Source organism: Streptomyces sp. WM6372 (assembly GCF_001279655.1).
GTDB lineage: Bacteria > Actinomycetota > Actinomycetes > Streptomycetales > Streptomycetaceae > Streptomyces.
In genome coordinates this window covers 94,023-112,662 of the sequence record NZ_LGDB01000178.1, presented here as the reverse complement: position 1 = coordinate 112,662, position 18,640 = coordinate 94,023, and the positions used below count along the sequence as shown (strand labels likewise).

13 protein-coding genes are annotated in these 18,640 nt (G+C 72.5%); 8 read left to right on the top strand and 5 right to left on the bottom strand.

What is annotated here, in order from left to right:
• Window positions 1-15: 15 nt before the first annotated feature.
• The 3 genes from ADK52_RS15735 to ADK52_RS15725 all read right to left on the bottom strand — a co-directional run bounded on the left by ADK52_RS15735 (window position 16) and on the right by ADK52_RS15725 (window position 3,326).
• Window positions 16-1,173, bottom strand: a complete 1,158-nt coding sequence (locus ADK52_RS15735; RefSeq protein ID WP_053690418.1) for an acyl-CoA dehydrogenase family protein — start codon at window positions 1,171-1,173, stop codon at window positions 16-18.
• 233 nt (window positions 1,174-1,406) lie between these two features.
• Window positions 1,407-1,730 (bottom strand): hypothetical protein, encoded by a 324-nt coding sequence (locus ADK52_RS15730; RefSeq protein ID WP_147420048.1) that lies wholly within the window; start codon window positions 1,728-1,730, stop codon window positions 1,407-1,409.
• Between the two features lie 132 nt (window positions 1,731-1,862).
• Window positions 1,863-3,326, bottom strand: coding sequence for a PucR family transcriptional regulator (locus ADK52_RS15725; protein WP_234343828.1), 1,464 nt, complete (start codon window positions 3,324-3,326; stop codon window positions 1,863-1,865).
• A gap of 125 nt (window positions 3,327-3,451) precedes the next feature.
• On the opposite strand from ADK52_RS15725, the gene speB reads away from it, so the two are divergent.
• The 8 genes from speB (at window position 3,452) to ADK52_RS15685 (ending at window position 15,570) form a co-directional block, all read left to right on the top strand.
• Window positions 3,452-4,414, top strand: a complete 963-nt coding sequence (speB, locus tag ADK52_RS15720) for an agmatinase (RefSeq protein WP_053690415.1) — start codon at window positions 3,452-3,454, stop codon at window positions 4,412-4,414.
• A 29-nt stretch (window positions 4,415-4,443) separates the two neighbouring features.
• Window positions 4,444-6,129, top strand: a complete 1,686-nt coding sequence (locus tag ADK52_RS15715) for a thiamine pyrophosphate-binding protein (RefSeq protein ID WP_053690414.1) — start codon at window positions 4,444-4,446, stop codon at window positions 6,127-6,129.
• Between the two features lie 70 nt (window positions 6,130-6,199).
• On the top strand, window positions 6,200-6,583 hold the full coding sequence (locus tag ADK52_RS15710; protein ID WP_053690413.1) for a hypothetical protein: 384 nt from the start codon (window positions 6,200-6,202) through the stop codon (window positions 6,581-6,583).
• Window positions 6,584-6,591: 8 nt separating this feature from the next.
• A complete protein-coding gene (locus ADK52_RS15705; RefSeq protein ID WP_053690412.1) occupies window positions 6,592-8,739 on the top strand; it encodes a hypothetical protein in 2,148 nt (715 codons plus the stop codon).
• A gap of 178 nt (window positions 8,740-8,917) precedes the next feature.
• Complete coding sequence (locus ADK52_RS15700) at window positions 8,918-9,397, top strand: hypothetical protein (protein WP_159045958.1); 480 nt, start codon at window positions 8,918-8,920, stop codon at window positions 9,395-9,397.
• A gap of 143 nt (window positions 9,398-9,540) precedes the next feature.
• Window positions 9,541-13,398: an ABC transporter ATP-binding protein gene (locus ADK52_RS15695; protein ID WP_053690410.1), complete on the top strand. Its 3,858-nt coding sequence runs from the start codon at window positions 9,541-9,543 to the stop codon at window positions 13,396-13,398.
• A 252-nt stretch (window positions 13,399-13,650) separates the two neighbouring features.
• The gene (locus ADK52_RS15690; RefSeq protein ID WP_234343827.1) at window positions 13,651-14,052 is read left to right on the top strand and encodes a hypothetical protein; all 402 of its coding nucleotides are present in this window, start codon (window positions 13,651-13,653) and stop codon (window positions 14,050-14,052) included.
• An 84-nt stretch (window positions 14,053-14,136) separates the two neighbouring features.
• A complete protein-coding gene (locus tag ADK52_RS15685; RefSeq protein ID WP_053690409.1) occupies window positions 14,137-15,570 on the top strand; it encodes a S28 family serine protease in 1,434 nt (477 codons plus the stop codon).
• Between the two features lie 68 nt (window positions 15,571-15,638).
• On the opposite strand, the gene ADK52_RS15680 is transcribed toward ADK52_RS15685, so the two are convergent.
• Together ADK52_RS15680 and ADK52_RS15675 are read right to left on the bottom strand one after the other, a co-directional pair.
• Window positions 15,639-17,585: a glycoside hydrolase family 3 protein gene (locus tag ADK52_RS15680; RefSeq protein WP_053690471.1), complete on the bottom strand. Its 1,947-nt coding sequence runs from the start codon at window positions 17,583-17,585 to the stop codon at window positions 15,639-15,641.
• Window positions 17,586-17,595: 10 nt separating this feature from the next.
• The gene (locus ADK52_RS15675; protein WP_053690470.1) at window positions 17,596-18,552 is read right to left on the bottom strand and encodes a LysR family transcriptional regulator; all 957 of its coding nucleotides are present in this window, start codon (window positions 18,550-18,552) and stop codon (window positions 17,596-17,598) included.
• Window positions 18,553-18,640 lie beyond the last annotated feature (88 nt).

Sequence of the window (18,640 nt, the reverse complement as noted above, 5' to 3'; positions counted from 1 at the left end):
TGGTCCGTCGGGCCCTTACAGGCCCATCGACTTGGCGATGATGGACTTCATGATCTCGCTGGTGCCGCCGTAGATGCGGTTGACGCGGTTGTCGGCGTACAGGCGGGCGATCGGGTACTCGTTCATGTAGCCGTAGCCGCCGTGCAGCTGGAGGCAGCGGTCGATCACGCGGTGCGCGACCTCGGTGCAGAACAGCTTCGCGGAAGCGGCCTCGGCGGGGGTCAGCTCGCCGGCGTCCAGGGCCTCCAGAGCGCGGTCCGAGACGGCCTGGGCGGCGTCCACCTCGGCCTGGCAGGCGGCCAGCTCGAACTTGGTGTTCTGGAAGTGCGCGACCGGCTTGCCGAAGACGGTGCGGTCGGTGACGTACTGCTGGGCGAACCGGACGGCCGCGGCGGCCTGGGCGTACGCGCCGAACGCGATGCCCCAGCGCTCGGAGGCCAGGTTGTGGCCGAGGTAGTAGAAGCCCTTGCCCTCCTCGCCGAGCAGGTCCTCGACGGGAACCTTGACGTCGACGAACGCCAGCTCGGCGGTGTCGGAGGTGCGCAGGCCGAGCTTGTCGAGCTTGCGGCCGATGGAGTAGCCCTCGGACTTGGTGTCCACGGCGAACAGCGAGATGCCGAAGCGGCGGTCGTCCTCGCGCGGGGCGGAGGTGCGGGCGCAGACGATCACGCGGTCGGCGTGCACGCCGCCGGTGATGAAGGTCTTGGAGCCGTTGAGGACGTAGTGCGTGCCGTCCTCGGAGAGCTTGGCGGTGGTCTTCATGCCCGCGACGTCGGAGCCGGTGCCCGGCTCGGTCATGGCGAGGGCCCACATCTCCTCACCGGAGACGAACTTGGGCAGGTAGCGCTTCTTCTGCTCGTCGTCGGCCAGCATCTTGATGTAGGGGAGGGCGAGCAGCACGTGCACGCCGGAGCCGCCGAAGTTCACGCCCGCGCGGGCGGTCTCCTCGTACAGGACGGCCTCGAACTTGTGGGTGTCCAGGCCCGCGCCGCCGAACTCCTCGGGGACGTTGATGCCGAAGATGCCCAGCTCGCCGAGCTTGTAGTAGAAGTCGCGCGGCGCCTGGCCGGCGGCGAACCACTCGTCGTAGACGGGGACGACCTCGGCCTCTATGAAGGCGCGGATGGTCTCGCGGAACGCTTCGTGGTCCTCGTTGAAAACGGTACGGCGCACAGCCGCCTCCTCGATCCTGTCGCCCGTCGCGCTGTCGCGCCGTGTCTAAGCGCTTGCTCAGACTATTAAGTTACCGGTGGGTCGGGTGGGCTGTCCAGAGTCGCGGAGGGGGACCGGGTGTGATGTCCGGCCCATGCCGGCCGGGGCGGAACGCCGGCCGGCCGGCATGTAGCCGACCGGCCGGCGCCGGGTCCTGCTGGGTGCTGCGTGTTCCTACGTGCTCCTGCTCGGTGCTACTTGCCGAGGATCTTGCCGGTCCACTGGCCGGCCGCGCCGTGCATCAGGGCCTCATTGCTCAGCACCTGGGTGCCGGGCATCGCCGCCATGCCGATGTCGCCGGCCGGCGCCGCGCCGTTGTGGGAGCCGACCGTGTTGTCGCGGCCGGCGTTGAACACGTCGTCGCCGGCCACCTGGGACAGGTCGCCGAAGACGATCGAGTACGTGTTGTCGATCGGCGCGTACACGGTGAAGGTGTCGTCGGCGGAGGCGGCGGACGCGCCGGCCAAGAGGATGCCGCCGACGGCGAGAGCGGTCAGGACGGGGCGGATCGATCGCACGAGCACTGCCTTTCGGAGTGGGGGTGGGGGATGCAGTGCGAACGTAGGCCGCCGCGCGCCGCCGGGCGGCGCAGCCGTTGCCGTACGGCCCGAGTCCATCCGTACGGCGCAGCCGCTCCCGGCCCGGGCCGGTCAGGCCCCCGGCGCCCGGGTCAGGGCGAACCACAGCTCCATTCGGGTGTCCGGGTCGTCGAGGTCACGGTCGAGGAGGGCCGCGGCGCGGGCGATGCGCTGGCGGACGGTGTTGCGGTGCAGGCCGAGGGCGGCGGCGCTGCGGTCCCAGCTGCCGTGGTGGGCCAGCCAGGCGCGCAGGGTGTCCCGCAGGGCGGGGGAGAGCGGGCCGAGCAGGGCCTCGGCGTGGGCGCGGGCCTCGGCTTCGCCGACGAGCCCCGCGAAGCCCGAGTCGGAGTGCCGGGCCAGCGGGGTCCGGGCCGCCTCGGCGCGCTCCAGGGCGCGGCGGGCCTGCGCGTCGGCGGCGGCCAGCGCGTCGGGCCCGGCCGGGGCGCTGACCCCCAGCCGCCACCCGGGCTGCGGGGCCGGCTCCCGGTCGGTGAGGAGCCGTAGGGCCGGACCGTCAGGGTCCAGCAGTACGGTGCCCAGCGCGGCGGCGAGGGCCTGCGGATCGGCGCCGCCGCGGGCGTGGACCGCGTACCAGGGCCCGGGCCCGCCCAGCGCCCCGGCGGGCGAGCCGCCCAGCAGCAGCCGGGCCAGCGCGGCGGCCTCGGCCCCGGCCGGCCGCTCCGCGGTGATCAGGGTCAGCAGGACGGCGGCCACGGACGCGATCGTGTGGTCGCCGGGGACCCGGGCCGGGGTGGCGAGGGCCAGCACCCGGCCGCCGCCGACGGCGTAGACGGCGAGGTGCGTTCCGCCGGAGGCGTCGGTGGCGGTGGCCGCGGCCCCGCCCGCCACCCGCCGGGCCAGTTCCCGCACGGCACCGAGCACCTCCTCCCCGACCCCGGCCCCGGCGGCCCGTACGATCCCGGCCGCGGGCGCGGCGGGGGCCGCCGCGGAGCCCGGGGCCGCGGCCGGGCCGCCCGAGGGACCCGGCGCCGCGGCCGCGGCCCCGGCCGCAGGGCCGGTCAGGAGGGCGGCCCAGCCGCCCAGGCTCGCCGCCAGGCGGGCCAGGACCGCCGCGACCGGATCGGGGCGGGCGGCCGCCGTGGCGAGCGATTGCTGGACCTCGGCGACCCGGCGCAGCTCCCGCGTACGGGCCTGCGCCATCAGCCGCCAGACGCTCCGGGCGACCGCCGTGAACGGGGTCCGCGGCGGGACCTCCAGCAGCGGCAGCCCGTACCGCGCACAAGCCGCCGCCAGCGCGGCCGGCACCTCCTCGTGCACGGGCGCCACGCCGAAGCCGAGCGCGGCCGCACCCGCGGCGACGAGCCCGCTCACGTAGCCGTCGGGGTCGGCCCCCAGCTCCGCGCCGGCGGTGAGCAGCAGCTCGCCGCCCAGCAGGTAGGGCGAGGGATCGGCCATCTCGGAGGCGTGCACCCCGTGCACATCGGCCTCGGCGGGCCCCGCGAGGTGGCGCAGCCCCAGCTCCCGGTCGGCGAGCAGCGCGGCCAGGGGGACCGGTGGGGTGGGCGGGGCCTCCATGGATGCTCCGTACATATCAGAGATGTGTGATGGATGAAACGTACACTTCGCACCCCCGTGGTGGCGGCTTACGCTCGAAGCACCGCACCAGCACCCCCCCGCAGGACCTCCGGAAGGGCACCCCCATGAGCACGCAGCCGCGCGGCCCCGTCGACTCCTCCCGCATCCCGCGCTACGCGGGCCCCGCGACCTTCGCCCGGCTGCCCCGCCTGGACGAGGTCGGCTCGGCGGACGTCGCCGTCGTCGGTGTCCCGTTCGACTCGGGTGTCTCGTACCGCCCCGGCGCCCGCTTCGGCGGCAACGCGATCCGCGAGGCCTCCCGCCTGCTGCGCCCGTACAACCCGGCGCAGGACGCCTCCCCGTTCGCGCTCGCCCAGGTGGCGGACGCAGGCGACATCGCCGTGAACCCCTTCAACATCAACGAGGCCGTCGAGACGGTCGAGGCCGCCGCGGACGAGCTCCTCGGCGCCGGCTCCCGCCTGATGACCCTCGGCGGCGACCACACCATCGCCCTCCCGCTGCTCCGCTCCGTCGCGAAGAAGCACGGCCCGGTCGCGCTGCTGCACTTCGACGCGCACCTGGACACCTGGGACACCTACTTCGGCGCCGAGTACACGCACGGCACGCCGTTCCGCCGCGCCGTGGAGGAGGGCATCCTCGACACCGAGGCGCTCTCGCACGTCGGCACGCGCGGCCCGCTGTACGGCAAGCGGGACCTGGACGACGACGCCAAGATGGGCTTCGGCATCGTGACCTCGGCCGACGTCTACCGGCGCGGCGCCGACGAGGTCGCGGACCAGCTGCGCCAGCGCATCGGCGACCGCCCGCTGTACATCTCGATCGACATCGACGTGCTGGACCCGGCGCACGCGCCCGGCACCGGCACGCCGGAGGCGGGCGGCATGACCTCCCGCGAGCTGCTGGAGATCATCCGCGGCCTGTCCTCCTGCAACCTGGTCTCGGCGGACGTCGTCGAGGTCGCCCCGGCGTACGATCACGCCGAGATCACCTCGGTCGCGGCCTCGCACACCGCGTACGAGCTGACGACCATCATGAGCCGCCAGATCGCCGCCGCGAAGAAGGCGTAGCAGGACCCGAGAAGGGCGAGTAAGCGCACGTGACGCACGACCACGACCTGGTACTCCGTCCCACCGACGCCCAGCGGGCGGCAGCCCTCGCGCCGCCGCCCGGGCGGACGGGCGGGGACCTGGTCGTGGAGACGCTCCGCGGCCTCGGCGCGACCACCGTCTTCGGTCTGCCGGGGCAGCACGCGCTCGCCCTCTTCGACGCGGTCGGCCGCTCCGACCTGCGGCTGATCGGGCTGCGTACGGAGAACAACGCCGGCTTCGCGGCCGACGCGTACGGCCGGATCACGGGCGAGGCGGTTCCCCTCCTGCTCTCGACCGGCCCGGGCGCGCTCATGGCCCTGCCGGCCCTGGCGGAGGCGGCCGCCGCCTCGGCCCCCGTCCTCGCCATCGCCTCTCAGGTCCCGGTGGCGGGCCTGGGCGGCGGCCGGCGCGGGCACCTGCACGAACTGCGGGACCAGTCGGCGTCGTTCCGGGACGTGGTGAAGTCGGTCCACACGGCCCGCACCCCGTCACAGATCCCCTCCGTGATCGCGGAGGCCTGGGAATCGGCGCTGACGGCTCCGCACGGCCCCGTCTGGGTGGAGATCCCGGAGGACGTACTGCGCGCCGAGACGGTGATCCCGCAGGTCACGGCCGTGGACGCGACCCCGCACGAGCTGGTCCCGCGCCCCGAGCTCACCGCGCTCGCGGCGCACTGGCTGGAGCGGGCCGCCCGCCCCGTCATCATCGCGGGCGGCGGGGTGATCCGTTCGGACGCGGCGGGCAAGCTGCGGCAGCTGGCGGAACGGCTGAACGCCCCGGTGGTCACCACGTTCGGCGGCAAGGGCGCCTTCCCGTGGACCCACCCGCTGTCCCTCCAGTCCTGGCTGGAGGACCGCCACATGACGGACTTCCTGGAGGACGCGGACGTCCTGCTGGTGGTCGGCTCGGGCCTGGGCGAACTGTCGTCGAACTACCACACGTTCTTCCCGACGGGCCGGGTCGTCCAGATCGACGCGGACCTCGGCAAGCTGGAGTCCAACCACGCGGCCCTCGGCATCCACGCCGACGCCCGCCTGGCCCTCCAGGCCCTCCTGGAGACGGTCTCGGAACGCGAGGACCCCGACGCGCCGGACCGCGTCCGGCTGCTCCTCTCGGAGATCGAGACCCGCCTGTCGACCCAGGACGTATCGCTGGAGCGCGGGCTCCTCACGTCGATCCGCGCGGCGCTCCCCGCCCGCTCCCCGTCCTTCTGGGACATGACGATCCTGTCGTACTGGGCCTGGTCGGCGTTCGACGCGAAGCACCCCAACACGATGCACTCGGCGCAGGGCGCCGGCGGCCTCGGCTACGCCTTCCCGGCGGCCCTCGGCGCCTGCGTCGCGGAACCGGGCACCCCGGTCCTGGCGGTCTCGGGCGACGGCGGCGCGATGTACTCGATCGCGGACCTGGCGACGGCGAAGCAGCACGACCTGGACGTGACCTGGCTGATCGTGGACGACGGCGGCTACGGCATCCTGCGCGAGTACATGGCGGACTCCTTCGAGGGCCGCACGACGGCCACCGAACTGACCCGCCCGGACTTCGCGGCCCTGGCCGAATCCTTCGGCGTCCCGGCATCGAAGACGACCCCGGAAACCCTCCGCGAGGACCTGGCCAAGTCCCTGAAAACCCCGGGCCCCTCGGTGGTGGTGCTTCCGGCCAAACTCCGCATGTTCGCGCCCACGCACCTCTGAGCACCGAGAGCCGCTGCCGACGGCTGGCTAGGGTGGCTTTGATCGCTTAGGTGGAGTACGAGGGGGATCCGTGTCGTTCGAGGAAGAGTGGGGCCGGAAGCAGCAGGGCGGCTCCGCGGTGCCCGGCAGCGGGTACGGCGTGTTGGCCACGGCGCCTCCGGAGAAGAAGAAGGCGGCCAACACCATCGAGAACGTCCTGCAGCCCGGTACGACCAAGGCCGCGGATGCCGCGGACGAACCGACGACGACCGCCGTCAAGGCCTTCAGCGGCTGGGAGACGGCGACCGGTCTGACAAAGGCGCACACGCACTGGGACGACCAGGTGAAGCGCCTGATGGGACGGCTGAACTCGGAGAAGACGGCCCTGCGCGGTGCGTCGAACCTGTTCACCGGAAATGACCAGCTGACGGGCCAGAGCTTCCAGCCGGTGCAGTCCAAGGTCACGGGACTGTAGGGGGAAGCGTGCCGAACTACTCCGAGATCCTGCGTACGGACCTCTCCGCGCTCACCACGGCCGCCGACGGCTGGAAGGCCATGGCGACGCAGTTCAAAACCCTGGAGGAGGTCTACCGGGACGAGGTCCAGAGCGTCTCCAAGGGCAACGGCTGGTTGGGCTCCAGCGCGACGACCGCCGCCACCAACTCCTCCATGACGCGCCAGGAGTTCGCGGCCGCGCAGAAGGAGGCCCTGGCCCTGGAGTCCCTGCTCCGTGACGCGCACGCCCGGTTCACGGACCTCAAGGGCCGGGTCACCTCGGCCGTCTCGGACGCCGTGACCGCCGGCATGAAGGTCTCAGACGCCGGCACGGCGAGCTACGACTTCAGCAAGGCCGACCCGGGCACGGCGAACGCGATCCGCCACGACCCCGACCTCCCGGAGGTCGAGCGGTCCTGGACGCAGCGGATCGCGGACGCGGTCAAGGCGGTCACGGAGTTCGACGAGGACGTCAAGGTCGCCCTGATGAACGCGTCGGGCGCGGACGGCACGGCGATGTTCGGCTTCAACTCCAAGCCCGTCAACGACGTCGAGGCCGTGGAGGCGCTGGCCCTCACCCGGAAGATCCGTGACGGCAAGGCCTCCCCGGACGAGTTGCGGCACTACGACGACCTGCTCAAGCAGAACTCCGGCGACAAGCACTTCAGCGAGGCGTACCTCAACGCCCTGGGCGCGAAGGACACCCTCCAGCTGGCCGACCAGATGAACCTGGCGTCGAACGACCGCGGCGCGTCGGCGGCCGACAAGAAGCTCTACGAATCGATCAACACGGGCCTCGCGGGCACGATCGCCTCGGGCACGAAGGACCCGGACAGCTACGCCTACAAGCCCTTCGTCAACGGGCTCAAGGAGCAGGGCCCCGAACTGGTCGCCAAGGGCCTTCGGCCGACGTACGGCTACCAGGCCCTGGTCACCCTCATGGGCAACGGCGGCGGCTACGGCAAGCAGTTCCTCAACGACGTCGGCGACGGCATGATCGAGGCCGAGAAGTCGAAGCCGCACATGTACGACCACGCCTACGACTCCCAGCGCCCGAACCTGGTCTCCGACCCGCTGGACGGCCTCCTCGGCATCATGGCCAAGGATCCGGCCGCGTCGGAGTACTTCCTCGACCCGGCCGCGCCCGGCAACAAGAACGAGCACCTGAAATACCTGCTCACCGACCGCGACATGCCGGACCCCTGGATCTCCTCGGGCTACGGCCCGCCGATCGAGATGGACGGTGACAAGACGGCGGGCCTGGGCGCGGCCCTCCAGGCAGCGGCCACCGGCCACCCGGACGGCGACAAACTGGGCCCGCCCGGCCCACACACCGAGGGCCAGGCCCGGGTGATGCACAACGCGATCCGCCTGCTCGACGACGAGATGGGCGGGGACAAGTTCCCGGAGGACCTGGAGGGCCTGCGCCGCCCGATGGCGAAGGCGCTGGTCGACTACGTGGCGGACACCCACGAGATCCTCGGCGGCCAGAACTCCGACCTGGGCGGCAGCAGCGGCATCGACTCCATCCACGGCTCGGGCGACAAGGCACAGATCGCGGTCGGCCAGGGCAGTCTGGTGCGCGTGATGCGCGGCATCGCGGACGACGGCCCGAGCTACGCCCTGCTGGTCGAGGCGGAGCGGACGTATGCGGCGGAGCAGCTCACGGCTGCCGCCCCGTACAAGGGCGACCTGCACGGGGTGAGCGCGGACTGGGACAACCGGGCCCATGACATCGGCGCGGCGGCCGGCGCCCTCAACGGCATCGGGGCCGATGTCGTCAAGGACAAGGAAGACGACGCCACCAAGTGGGCGGAGGGAACGGGCGAGTACACGGCGGCCGCCGGGAACGGACTCATCGGTGAGATCCCGGTCGCGGGAACGATCGGCGGCTCGATGATCGACGTGCTCAAGTACGACTGGGTCGAGGGAATGAAGGACGAGGCAGAGGACCAGGGGAAGAAGGAGTCCAGCAGCAATTACGGGAAGGGCATGGAGGCGACCAACAGGATGTTCGATGCGTGGGGCAAGGATCGACAGATCGAGGGGGACCCCGCTTTCGATCATGCCAAGGACGGTGCAGGTACCGCGTACACGAGTGGACGGGACGCCGCCCGTGCGCACCTCCGGTCCTGACGTGCTCAAGTTTCTCGGTCGGTCGACGGCTGCCCTCCTCTGCGTGCTCATGCTGGCGTCGTGCGATTCGGGTGAGCCCGAGGCGAAGAGCGATCATCCGTGCGATGTCGCGCCGGCCTCGGAGGAGGAGGCGCTTCTACAGGAGATCCTCCGGGCGGACGGGTTCAAGCCCTTCATCATGAGCAGCACGAAGAGAGCGGTGGAGCATCTGGAGCGCAATCTGCGGGCGATCGGTCCGCAGGAGCGGACACTTCCGCAGTACACGTGCGCGTACCGCCCGGCTCCTGAGACGGGAGTCGAACGCGCGACGTTCGGATTCGGCTGGGTGCCCCGCACCTCCGGGGACGTGAAGCCGTCCCTGCCCAAGGGCGTTCCGTACGGGGCGAATGGCGCCTTCGGCGAAACCAACGACTTCATCACGAAGCTGTACGTCGAGTGCGCCATGCCCGGCGAACTCGACGAGCCGTCGAAGTCGGCATGGTTCTACGCGGACGCTTCGTACACGATCAACATCGGCAAACCGGAACTCGACCAGGCCGCCCGGGACCGCCAGACGACTCTCACCTACCTCATGGCCCGCCGGGTCACCGAGGCCCTCGGCTGCGAGAACAAGCCGCTGGAGCGGCCTCCCGTCGTGAAGCCGCTGCCCAGCCCGTAAGGCGGGACGGCCGGGCCGACACGGATGGGTGGGGCCGGGTCGCCGCGCCCCGCGGAAACCCGTTCGATTGTTGCGGCGGGATGAAATCCGCCGGTCGGAGCGTTGGGGCTTCCGGCAGGACAATACGAACGGGGAGGCACTACGTGACGGCGGCTGGGGAAAAACAGGGCTGGGCGAGGCGGCTCACCGCCTACACCTGGCGGTACCGGACCAATGTGCTGCTCGCCCTCGGGTCCTCACTGGGCGGCATGGCCGTCATGGCCCTCGTACCCCTGGTCACCAAGGTCATCATCGACGACGTCATCGGCGACCACACCAAGCCCATGGGCGTCTGGGCCGGGCTCCTCATAGCCGCCGCGGTCCTCGTCTACGTACTGACCTACATACGCAGGTACTACGGCGGCCGCCTCGCGCTCGACGTCCAGCACGACCTGCGCACCGACATGTACGACACCATCGCCCGCCTCGACGGGCGGCGCCAGGACGAACTGTCCACCGGCCAGGTCATCGGGCGCGCCACCAGTGACCTCCAGCTGATCCAAGGGCTGCTCTTCATGCTGCCCATGACCATCGGGAACTTCCTCCTCTTCGGGATATCCCTCGGGATCATGCTGGCGCTGTCCCCGCTGCTGACCCTCGTCGCGCTGCTCATGGCCCCCGCCCTCTGGTTCATCGCCAAGCGCAGCCGGAAGAAGCTCTTCCCCGCCACCTGGTGGGCCCAGGGCCAGGCCGCCGCCGTCGCCACCGTCGTCGACGGGGCCGTCACCGGCGTCCGCGTCGTCAAGGGCTTCGGCCAGGAGGAGCAGGAGACCGGCAAGCTGCGCACCGCCGGGCGGCGGCTGTTCGCGGGCCGGATGCGGACCATCCGGCTCAACTCCCGCTACACCCCCGCCCTACAGGCCGTACCCGCCCTCGGGCAGGTCGCCATGCTGGCCCTCGGCGGCTGGATGGCCACCCAGGGGCACATCACCCTCGGCACCTTCGTCGCCTTCTCCACCTACCTCTCGCAGCTCGTCGGCCCCGTCCGCATGCTCGCCATGGTCCTCACCGTGGGCCAGCAGGCCCGCGCCGGCGTCGAGCGGGTCTTCGAGCTCATCGACACCGAGCCCGTCATCGAAGAGGGCACGCGGGAACTGCCGGCCGACGCCCCCGCCACCGTCGAGTTCGACGGGGTCGTCTTCGGGTACGACCCCCAGCGGCCCGTCCTGGACGGGTTCTCGCTCTCCATCGCCGAAGGCGAGACCGTCGCCGTCGTCGGGGCCTCCGGCTCCGGCAAGTCCACCGTCTCCCTCCTCCTGCCCCGCTTCTACGACGCCGACCGCGGCACCGTCCGCGTCGGCGGGCACGACGTGCGCGAGCTGACGTACGACTCGCTGCGCGCCGCCATCGGACTCGTACCGGAGGACTCGTTCCTCTTCTCCGACACCATCCGCGCCAACATCGCCTACGGGCAGCCGGACGCCTCCGACGCGCAGATCGAGGCCGCCGCCCGCGCCGCCCAGGCCGAATCGTTCATCCAGGCCCTGCCCGCCGGGTACGACACCAAGGTCGGCGAGCAGGGGCTCACCCTCTCCGGCGGCCAGCGCCAGCGCATCGCGCTCGCCCGCGCCATCCTCACCGACCCCCGGCTGCTGCTCCTGGACGACGCCACCTCCGCGGTCGACGCCCGCGTCGAGCACGAGATCCACGAGGCGCTGCGCGCCGTCATGGCGGGCCGCACCACCCTGCTCATCGCGCACCGCCGCTCCACGCTCGGGCTGGCCGACCGGATCGCCGTACTCGACCGCGGGCGGCTCTCCGACATCGGTACGCACGAGGATCTGGAGCGCCGCTCGCCCCTCTACCGGCGCCTGCTCACCGACCCGGACGCGCTCGGCGCCGGCTCGCCGCGCACCCCCGAAGCGCCCGCGATGGCCGAGTTCGAGCGGGACATCGAGGGCAGGCTGGAGCGGGACATCGAACTCGAAGCCGAGATCGACTCCGAGCCCGTCAACGCCAAGCGGCGGGTCGTGGACGGGGTGACCCCCGAGCTCTGGCGCCGCCAGGAGGAACAAGAGGAAGAGGACGCGGAGGCCGCCGCGGGGACCGCCGCAGCGACCGGCGCTCCCGGAACCGGCGTACCCGGTGCCACCGTGGCCGGAGCCGTCGCCGGCATGCCAGCCACCCCCGAACTGCTCGCGCAGGTGGCCGCGCTGCCGCCCGCGGACGACGAGCCCGCCGTGGACGAGGACCGCGCCGCGGCCGCCGAGCAGAGCTACAACCTGCGCCGGCTGCTCAGCGGCTTCTGGGCGCCCCTCGCCATCAGCCTCGGCCTCGTCGCCGTCGATGCCGGTTCCGGGCTGCTGCTCCCGATCCTGATCCGGCACGGCATCGACAAGGGCGTCGAGCAGGCCGCCCTCGGCGCCGTCTGGGTGGCCGCCGCTCTCGCGCTCTGCGTCGTCGTCGCGCAGTGGGCCGCCCAGTTCGCCGAGACCCGGATGACCGGGCGCACCGGCGAGCGCGTCCTGTACGCCCTGCGGGTCAAGATCTTCGCCCAGCTCCAGCGCCTCGGCCTCGACTACTACGAGCGCGAGCTCACCGGCAAGATCATGACGCGGATGACCACCGACGTCGACGCCCTGTCCACCTTCCTGCAGACAGGGCTCGTCACCGCCGTCGTCTCCGTCTTCACCTTCTTCGGCATCCTGATCGCCCTGCTCGTCCTCGACGTCGAGCTCGCGCTGATCGTCTTCGCCACCCTCCCCGTGCTGGTCGTCGGCACGATCGTGTTCCGCCGCAAGTCGGTCGCCGCGTACGAGCTCGCCCGCGACCGGGTCAGCCTGGTCAACGCCGACCTCCAGGAGTCCGTCTCCGGGCTGCGCATCGTGCAGGCCTTCCGGCGCCAGCGGGCCGGCGCCGCCCGGTTCGCCGAGCGGAGCGACTCGTACCGCCAGGCCCGGGTGCGCGGCCAGTGGCTGATATCCGTCTACTTCCCCTTCGTGCAGCTGCTGTCCTCCGGGGCCGCGGCCGCCGTGCTGATCGTCGGCGCGGGCCGGGTCGAGGCCGGCACCCTCACCACCGGCGCGCTGGTGGCGTACCTGCTCTACATCGACCTGTTCTTCGCCCCCGTCCAGCAGCTCTCCCAGGTCTTCGACGGCTACCAGCAGGCCACCGTCTCGCTCGGCCGGATCCAGGGGCTGCTGCGCGAGCCCACCAGCACCCCCCGCCCGGCCGACCCGCGCGCGGTCGAGGAGCTGCGCGGCGAGATCGCCTTCGAGGACGTGCGGTTCGCGTACGGCACCGCCGAGGAGCGCGGCGAGAAGGGCGAGGCGCTGGCCGGAATCAGCTTGCGCATACCCGCCGGCCAGACCGTCGCCTTCGTCGGCGAGACCGGCGCCGGCAAGTCCACGCTCGTCAAGCTGGTGGCCCGGTTCTACGACCCGACCTCGGGCCGGGTCACCGCAGACGGCGCCGACCTGCGGGAGCTCGACCTGACGGAGTACCGCCACCGGCTCGGGGTCGTCCCCCAGGAGCCCTACCTCTTCCCCGGGACCGTCCGCGACGCCATCGCCTACGGGCGGCCCGAGGCGGGCGACGCCGAGGTGGAGGCGGCCGCCCGCGCGGTCGGCGCCCACGACATGATCGCCACCCTCGACGGCGGCTACCTGCACACCGTCGCCGAGCGCGGCCGCAACCTCTCGGCCGGCCAGCGCCAGCTGATCGCGCTGGCCCGCGCCGAACTCGTCGACCCGGACGTGCTGCTGCTCGACGAGGCCACCGCCGCACTCGACCTGGCCACCGAGGCCCAGGTCAACCAGGCCACCGACCGGCTCTCCGGCAAGCGCACCACCCTCGTGGTGGCGCACCGGCTGACCACGGCCGCGCGCGCCGACCGCGTCGTGGTCATGGACCGCGGCCGGGTGGTGGAGGACGGCACCCACGCCGAACTGGTGGCCCGCGGCGGCCGCTACGCCGAACTGTGGCGCACCTTCGTGGGCGAGGACGAGCGCGCCGCCGCCTGACCGCCCCGCCCGTACCCCACGCCGAAGAAGGCCCCGGAGCCGTCAGACCGACAGCTCCGGGGCCTTCGGCCACTGACCCTGCTCAGGCGCCGACGTGGCGTGCCCAACACGCCGGAACGCGCCACGGTGCCGGGCGACGGGAGGGCGGCGGGAGGGCGATGGGCCGCGGGCGGTGCGTGGCGGGCGCAACCTTCCGGGGGGTCTGCGCGTCGTACGTGCGTACGTGTTGCGTACGACCGATCGGGGGACAGCGTGGGGCACGGACGGAAGGGACGCGGCCGGGGGGCCGCGTCGGCGAGGGTGTTCGCGGCGGGGCTGATGCTGTGCGCCGGCGGGCTGCTCGCGGCGCCGCAGGCGCACGCGGCGACCGGTGGCTGCGGGGGTGACCTGGTCAGGACGCTGCCGCTGCCGACGGGCGAGGTGCGCGTCTACAAGAGCCGTACGCAGGCCTGCGCGGTGACCGTCGCCCACGACCCGGGCCGGCGCCGGGCGATGGCGGTCAGCATCCAGCCGCGCGGCGGGGTCCCGGTCCGTGACGCCGGGCAATTCACCCGATATGCCGGACCTGTCACTGTCGGCGCGATCAGCCGCTGCGTGTATGTAAAGGGGAGCATCGAGGCCGGATCCGTCGATTCCGGCTGGATCCTGTGCTGAACGAGCGTCCCAACTAGGTCTGGTCAGCTGCGCGTTGACCCCGCTAGGTTCACGGGCGACCGAAGTGAACTCAGGGGAGGGTGAATGCGCAAGACGCTCGGCTGGCTGCTGTCGCTCGTGGTGCTGATCGGCACCATGGGCGCAGCCGGCTTCACGGCCCAGGCGGCCACCGCCGCAGGGCCGTCCGCCGCGACGGACATCAAGGACGAGATCCTCGCCATTGCGGGGATGAGTCTGATCGAGGAGAAGGAGTACCCCGGGTACCGCTTCTTCGTACTGAACTACGAGCAGCCGGTCGACCACCGGAACCCGTCGAAGGGCACCTTCAAGCAGCGCCTCACCCTGCTGCACAAGGACGTCTCCCGGCCCACGGTCTTCTTCACCTCCGGCTACAACGTCAACACCAGCCCGCGCCGCAGCGAGCCGACGACCATCGTCGACGGCAACCAGGTGTCGCTGGAGTACCGGTTCTTCACGCCCTCCCGGCCCGACCCGGCCAACTGGGCGAACCTGGACATCTGGCAGGCCGCCAGTGACCAGCACCGCATCTACACCGCCCTGAAGAAGGTCTACAAGAAGAACTGGCTGGCCACGGGCGGCAGCAAGGGCGGTATGACGGCGACGTACTACGAGCGCTACTACCCGCGTGACATGGACGGTGTCGTCGCGTACGTCGCGCCCAACGACGTCGTCAACAAGGAGGACTCGGCGTACGACCGGTTCTTCAACAAGGTCGGCACCAAGGAGTGCCGCGACAAGCTGAACGCGGTGCAGCGCGAGGCGCTCGTCCGCCGTGAGCCGCTGGAGGCCAAGTACGCGGCGACCGCCGCCGAGAACGGCTGGACGTTCACCACCGTCGGCGACCTCGACAAGGCCTACGAGGCCGTCGTGCTCGACTACGTGTGGGCCTTCTGGCAGTACAGCCTGCTGGCCGACTGCGCCTCCATCCCGGCCGCCGCCACCGCGAGCGACCAGGAGATCTGGGACTCGATCGACACCATCTCCGGCTTCTCGGCCTACGCCGACCAGGGCCTGGAGACGTACACGCCGTACTACTACCAGGCGGGTACGCAGCTCGGCTCGCCCGACATCAAGCAGCCCCACCTCAAGGGCCTGAGCCGCTACGGCTACCAGCCGCCGCGCAACTTCGTGCCCCGCGACATCCCGATGACCTTCCAGCCGGGGGTCATGGCGGACGTCGACAACTGGGTGAAGAACAACGCGAACCAGATGCTGTTCGTGTACGGGCAGAACGACCCGTGGGGTGCCGAACCGTTCCACCTCGGCTACGGGGTGCGCGACAGCTACGTGATGATCGCGCCGGGCGCCAACCACGGGGCCAACGTCGCCAAGCTCATGGACGGCGAGAAGGCGCTGGCCACGCAGAAGATCCTGCAGTGGGCCGGGGTCGCCCCGGCCGCCGCGCTCGCCGACGCGGGCCGGGCGACGCCGCTGGCGAAGCCCGACGCGGTGCTCGACCAGAAGGACGTGGAGCGCGAGCCGCAGCTGCGGCCGTAGCTCCCCGGTAGGGCCCGAGGGGCCACGGGAGAGGTAGTACGGCCTCTACCAGGCGTACGTGGTCGTACTCAGTCGTACGACAGCCCGTGGCCCAGCGGGTAGCGGCCCGGCACCGGGACCGGGAGGCGGCCCGAGGGCCGGACCGCCCCGGTGACCACCCGGGCCGCCGCCCGCATCTCCACGTCCGTCCAGGTGTACGTCGCCAGCTCCGCCGCGCACGCGGGCAGCCGGGCGGGGTCGTACGGATTGCGGATCGCCACCACGACCACCGGCACCCCGGTGGCCAGCAGCTCCGTGACCAGCGTGCGCTGCGGATCGTCCCCCTCGGGGACGTTGTACGTGCACACCAGCACCGCCGCGTTGCCGGGAGCCGCGGCCAGCGCCCGGGCGGGCGGTACGGCCGTCGCCCGGCAGCCCAGGGCGGTCAGCTCCCGGGCCAGTACCGCGGTAGGGGGACCTGTCGTACCGCTGGGGGAGGCGGGGTCGGTTCCGGTGACCAGCACCCGGGGCGCGGCCGACGGGTCGAGCGGCAGCAGCTTGACGGGATTGGCCAGCAGGGTCGTGGTACCCGCCGCGATCTCGTCCGCGGCCGTCAGGTGTGCCGGGATCCCCACGAGCGCGTCCGTCTTTCCGGCGGCGGTGTGCGCCGCGTCGAACAGACCGCGGCGGGCCTTCAGTTCCAGGATCCGCAGCACCGACTCCTCGATCCGGGCCTGCGACAGCTCGCCCGCCTCGACGGCCGCGAGCACGCTGCGGTGCGCGAGGCCCAGGTCCGGCGGGTTCAGCAGCTGGTCGCAGCCCGCCTTCAGGGCCAGTACCGGGACCCGGTCGTCCCCGTACTTCTGGCGTACCCCGGCCATGTCGAGGGCGTCGGTGACCACCACTCCCCGAAAGCCCAGGCGTTCGCGCAGGATGCCGGTCACGATCGGCCTGGAGAGGGTCGCCGGGTCCCCCGAAGGGTCGAGCGCGGGGAAGACGATGTGCGCCGTCATCACGGCGTCCACGCCCGCCTCCACCGCCGCGCGGAACGGGGGCTCGTCCAGCTCCTCCCACTGGGCCCGGCTGTGCCGCATCACCGGCAGCCCGACGTGGCTGTCGGTCTCGGTGTCCCCGTGGCCCGGGAAGTGCTTGGCAGTCGCGGCCACTCCGGCGCCCTGGTAGCCGCGGACCTGGGCGGCGACGAGGGCCGCCACCGCCTGCGGGTCCGAGCCGAAGGACCGTACGCCGATCACCGGATTGGCCGGGTTGACGTTCACGTCGGCCACCGGCGCGTAGTCCTGCCGGATGCCCATCGCGGCCAGCTCGGCGCCCGCGATGCGCGCGGCACGGCGGGCCTCGGCGGCGGCCGCGGAATCGGGGCCGGTACCGGTATGACCGGTACTGCCACCCGTGCCACCACCTGTACTGCCACCCGCACCGCTCGTACCGCTCGTACCGCCGGCGCCGTGCCGCGCCCCCAGGGCCATCGCCCCCGGCAGCAGCGTCGCGGGCTTGCCGATGCGGGCCACGGCGCCGTGCTCCTGGTCCGTGGAGAGCAGCAGCGGGACGCCGGAACCGGTCCCGGCCGCCGCCCGCTGGAGGGCGGCCGACAGTTCGGCGATCTGCTGCGGGCCACGGGTGTTGTGGGCCCAGGAGAAGTAGATGATCCCGCCGAGGTGGTAGCGGGAGACCAGCTCCGCGGCCGTGCGCACCCCGAACAGCTTCAGGTTCTGCTCGGCGTCCGCCGGATCCGGATCGGTGGCCGAATGGCCGTACGCGCGGGACACGAAGAGCTGCCCGACCTTCTCGGCCAGGCTCATCCCGGCCACCAGGCGGAGCAGTGCGGCCCGGTCGGGCGCCCGCCCCGGCGGCCGGTCGCCGGGACGCCCGTCGTCGGGAGGGCCGGCATCCCGGGGAGGCCCGCCGCCCTCGCCCCCCGGGCCGCCGACCGCGGCGTACGAGGCCACGCCGGCGGCCGAGACGGCGGCGATGGCGGCCGCGGTGAGCAGGGACCTGCGGGACGCGTGGTACGACACGGGCCGGACCCTACTGCCGGGCCGCGCCCACGCCGTCGCGGACACTCGGGAGGTCCCCCGGAAGGGGTGCCGCGTACGCCCAGTGCTGCTGCAGGGTCCGTACGGCCTCGGTGATCGCCGGCCGGCGTGCCGCCCCCGTCCGCCACACGGCGTACAACCTGCGTACGGGACCGGGCTCCAGCGGTACGGCCACCGCGCCCGGTGGCAGCGCCCCGGTGCCCAGCCGGGGGACGACGGCCACCCCGAGCCCGGCCGCGACCAGCGCGACGATGGTGTGGTTCTCCTCCGCCACGTGCGCGATGTCGGGCTCGAACCCGGCGGTGCGCAGCGTCCGCATCAGCCAGTCGTGGCAGACCCGTCCGGGCGGCTGGCAGACCCAGCGCTGGCCGCCGAGGTCCGCCCGGCGGATGACCGCCCGCTCGGTGAACGGGTGGTCCCGCGGCACCACCAGGTCGCAGCGGTCGTCCCCGATGACCGCCTGCTCGACGCCCTCCGGCGCCGGCAGCGGGGCGATGTCCCAGTCGTGGGCCACCGCCAGATCGGTGACACCCCGGGCCACCAGGTCCACCGACAGGTGGGGGTCGACCTCGGTGAGGCGTACGTCCAGCGCGGGGTGGCGGCGCGCGAGATCGGCGAGCGCCCCCGGCATGAGCCCGCGCGCCGCCGACGCGAAGGCGGCCACGGTCAGCAGCCCGCTCGGCTGCCCGCGCCGCTCCTCCAGGGTGGTCTCCGCGCGCTCCACGATCGCCAGCAACTCCTGGGCGGTCTCGGCGAGGTGCCGGGCCTCCTCGGTGAGCGCGACCCCGCGCCCGCGCCGCTCCAGCAGCGTGGTCCGGGTCTCCCGCTCCAGCTTGGCGATCTGCTGGGACACGGCGGAGGGGGTGTAGCCGAGGGCGGCCGCCGCGCCCGCGACCGAGCCGTGGACGGAGACGGCGTGCAGGGCGCGCAGCCGGGAGAGGTCGAGCATGCGGCCCATCGTAGGCACCCCCGGCCCCCGGGGCATCCGTAAGTGATGCTTCATCCATCCCGGAAGAGATCCGCGCTGGTGCTACATG

Bases quoted from the DNA above. Each gene is read 5' to 3' on its own strand.
- ADK52_RS15725 (WP_234343828.1), bottom strand. From the start codon at position 3,326: ATGGAGGCCCCGCCCACCCCACCGGTCCCCCTGGCCGCGCTGCTCGCC.
- ADK52_RS15700 (WP_159045958.1), top strand. From the start codon at position 8,918: ATGAGCAGCACGAAGAGAGCGGTGGAGCATCTGGAGCGCAATCTGCGG.
- ADK52_RS15675 (WP_053690470.1), bottom strand. From the start codon at position 18,552: ATGCTCGACCTCTCCCGGCTGCGCGCCCTGCACGCCGTCTCCGTCCAC.
- speB (WP_053690415.1), top strand. From the start codon at position 3,452: ATGAGCACGCAGCCGCGCGGCCCCGTCGACTCCTCCCGCATCCCGCGC.
- ADK52_RS15685 (WP_053690409.1), top strand. From the start codon at position 14,137: ATGCGCAAGACGCTCGGCTGGCTGCTGTCGCTCGTGGTGCTGATCGGC.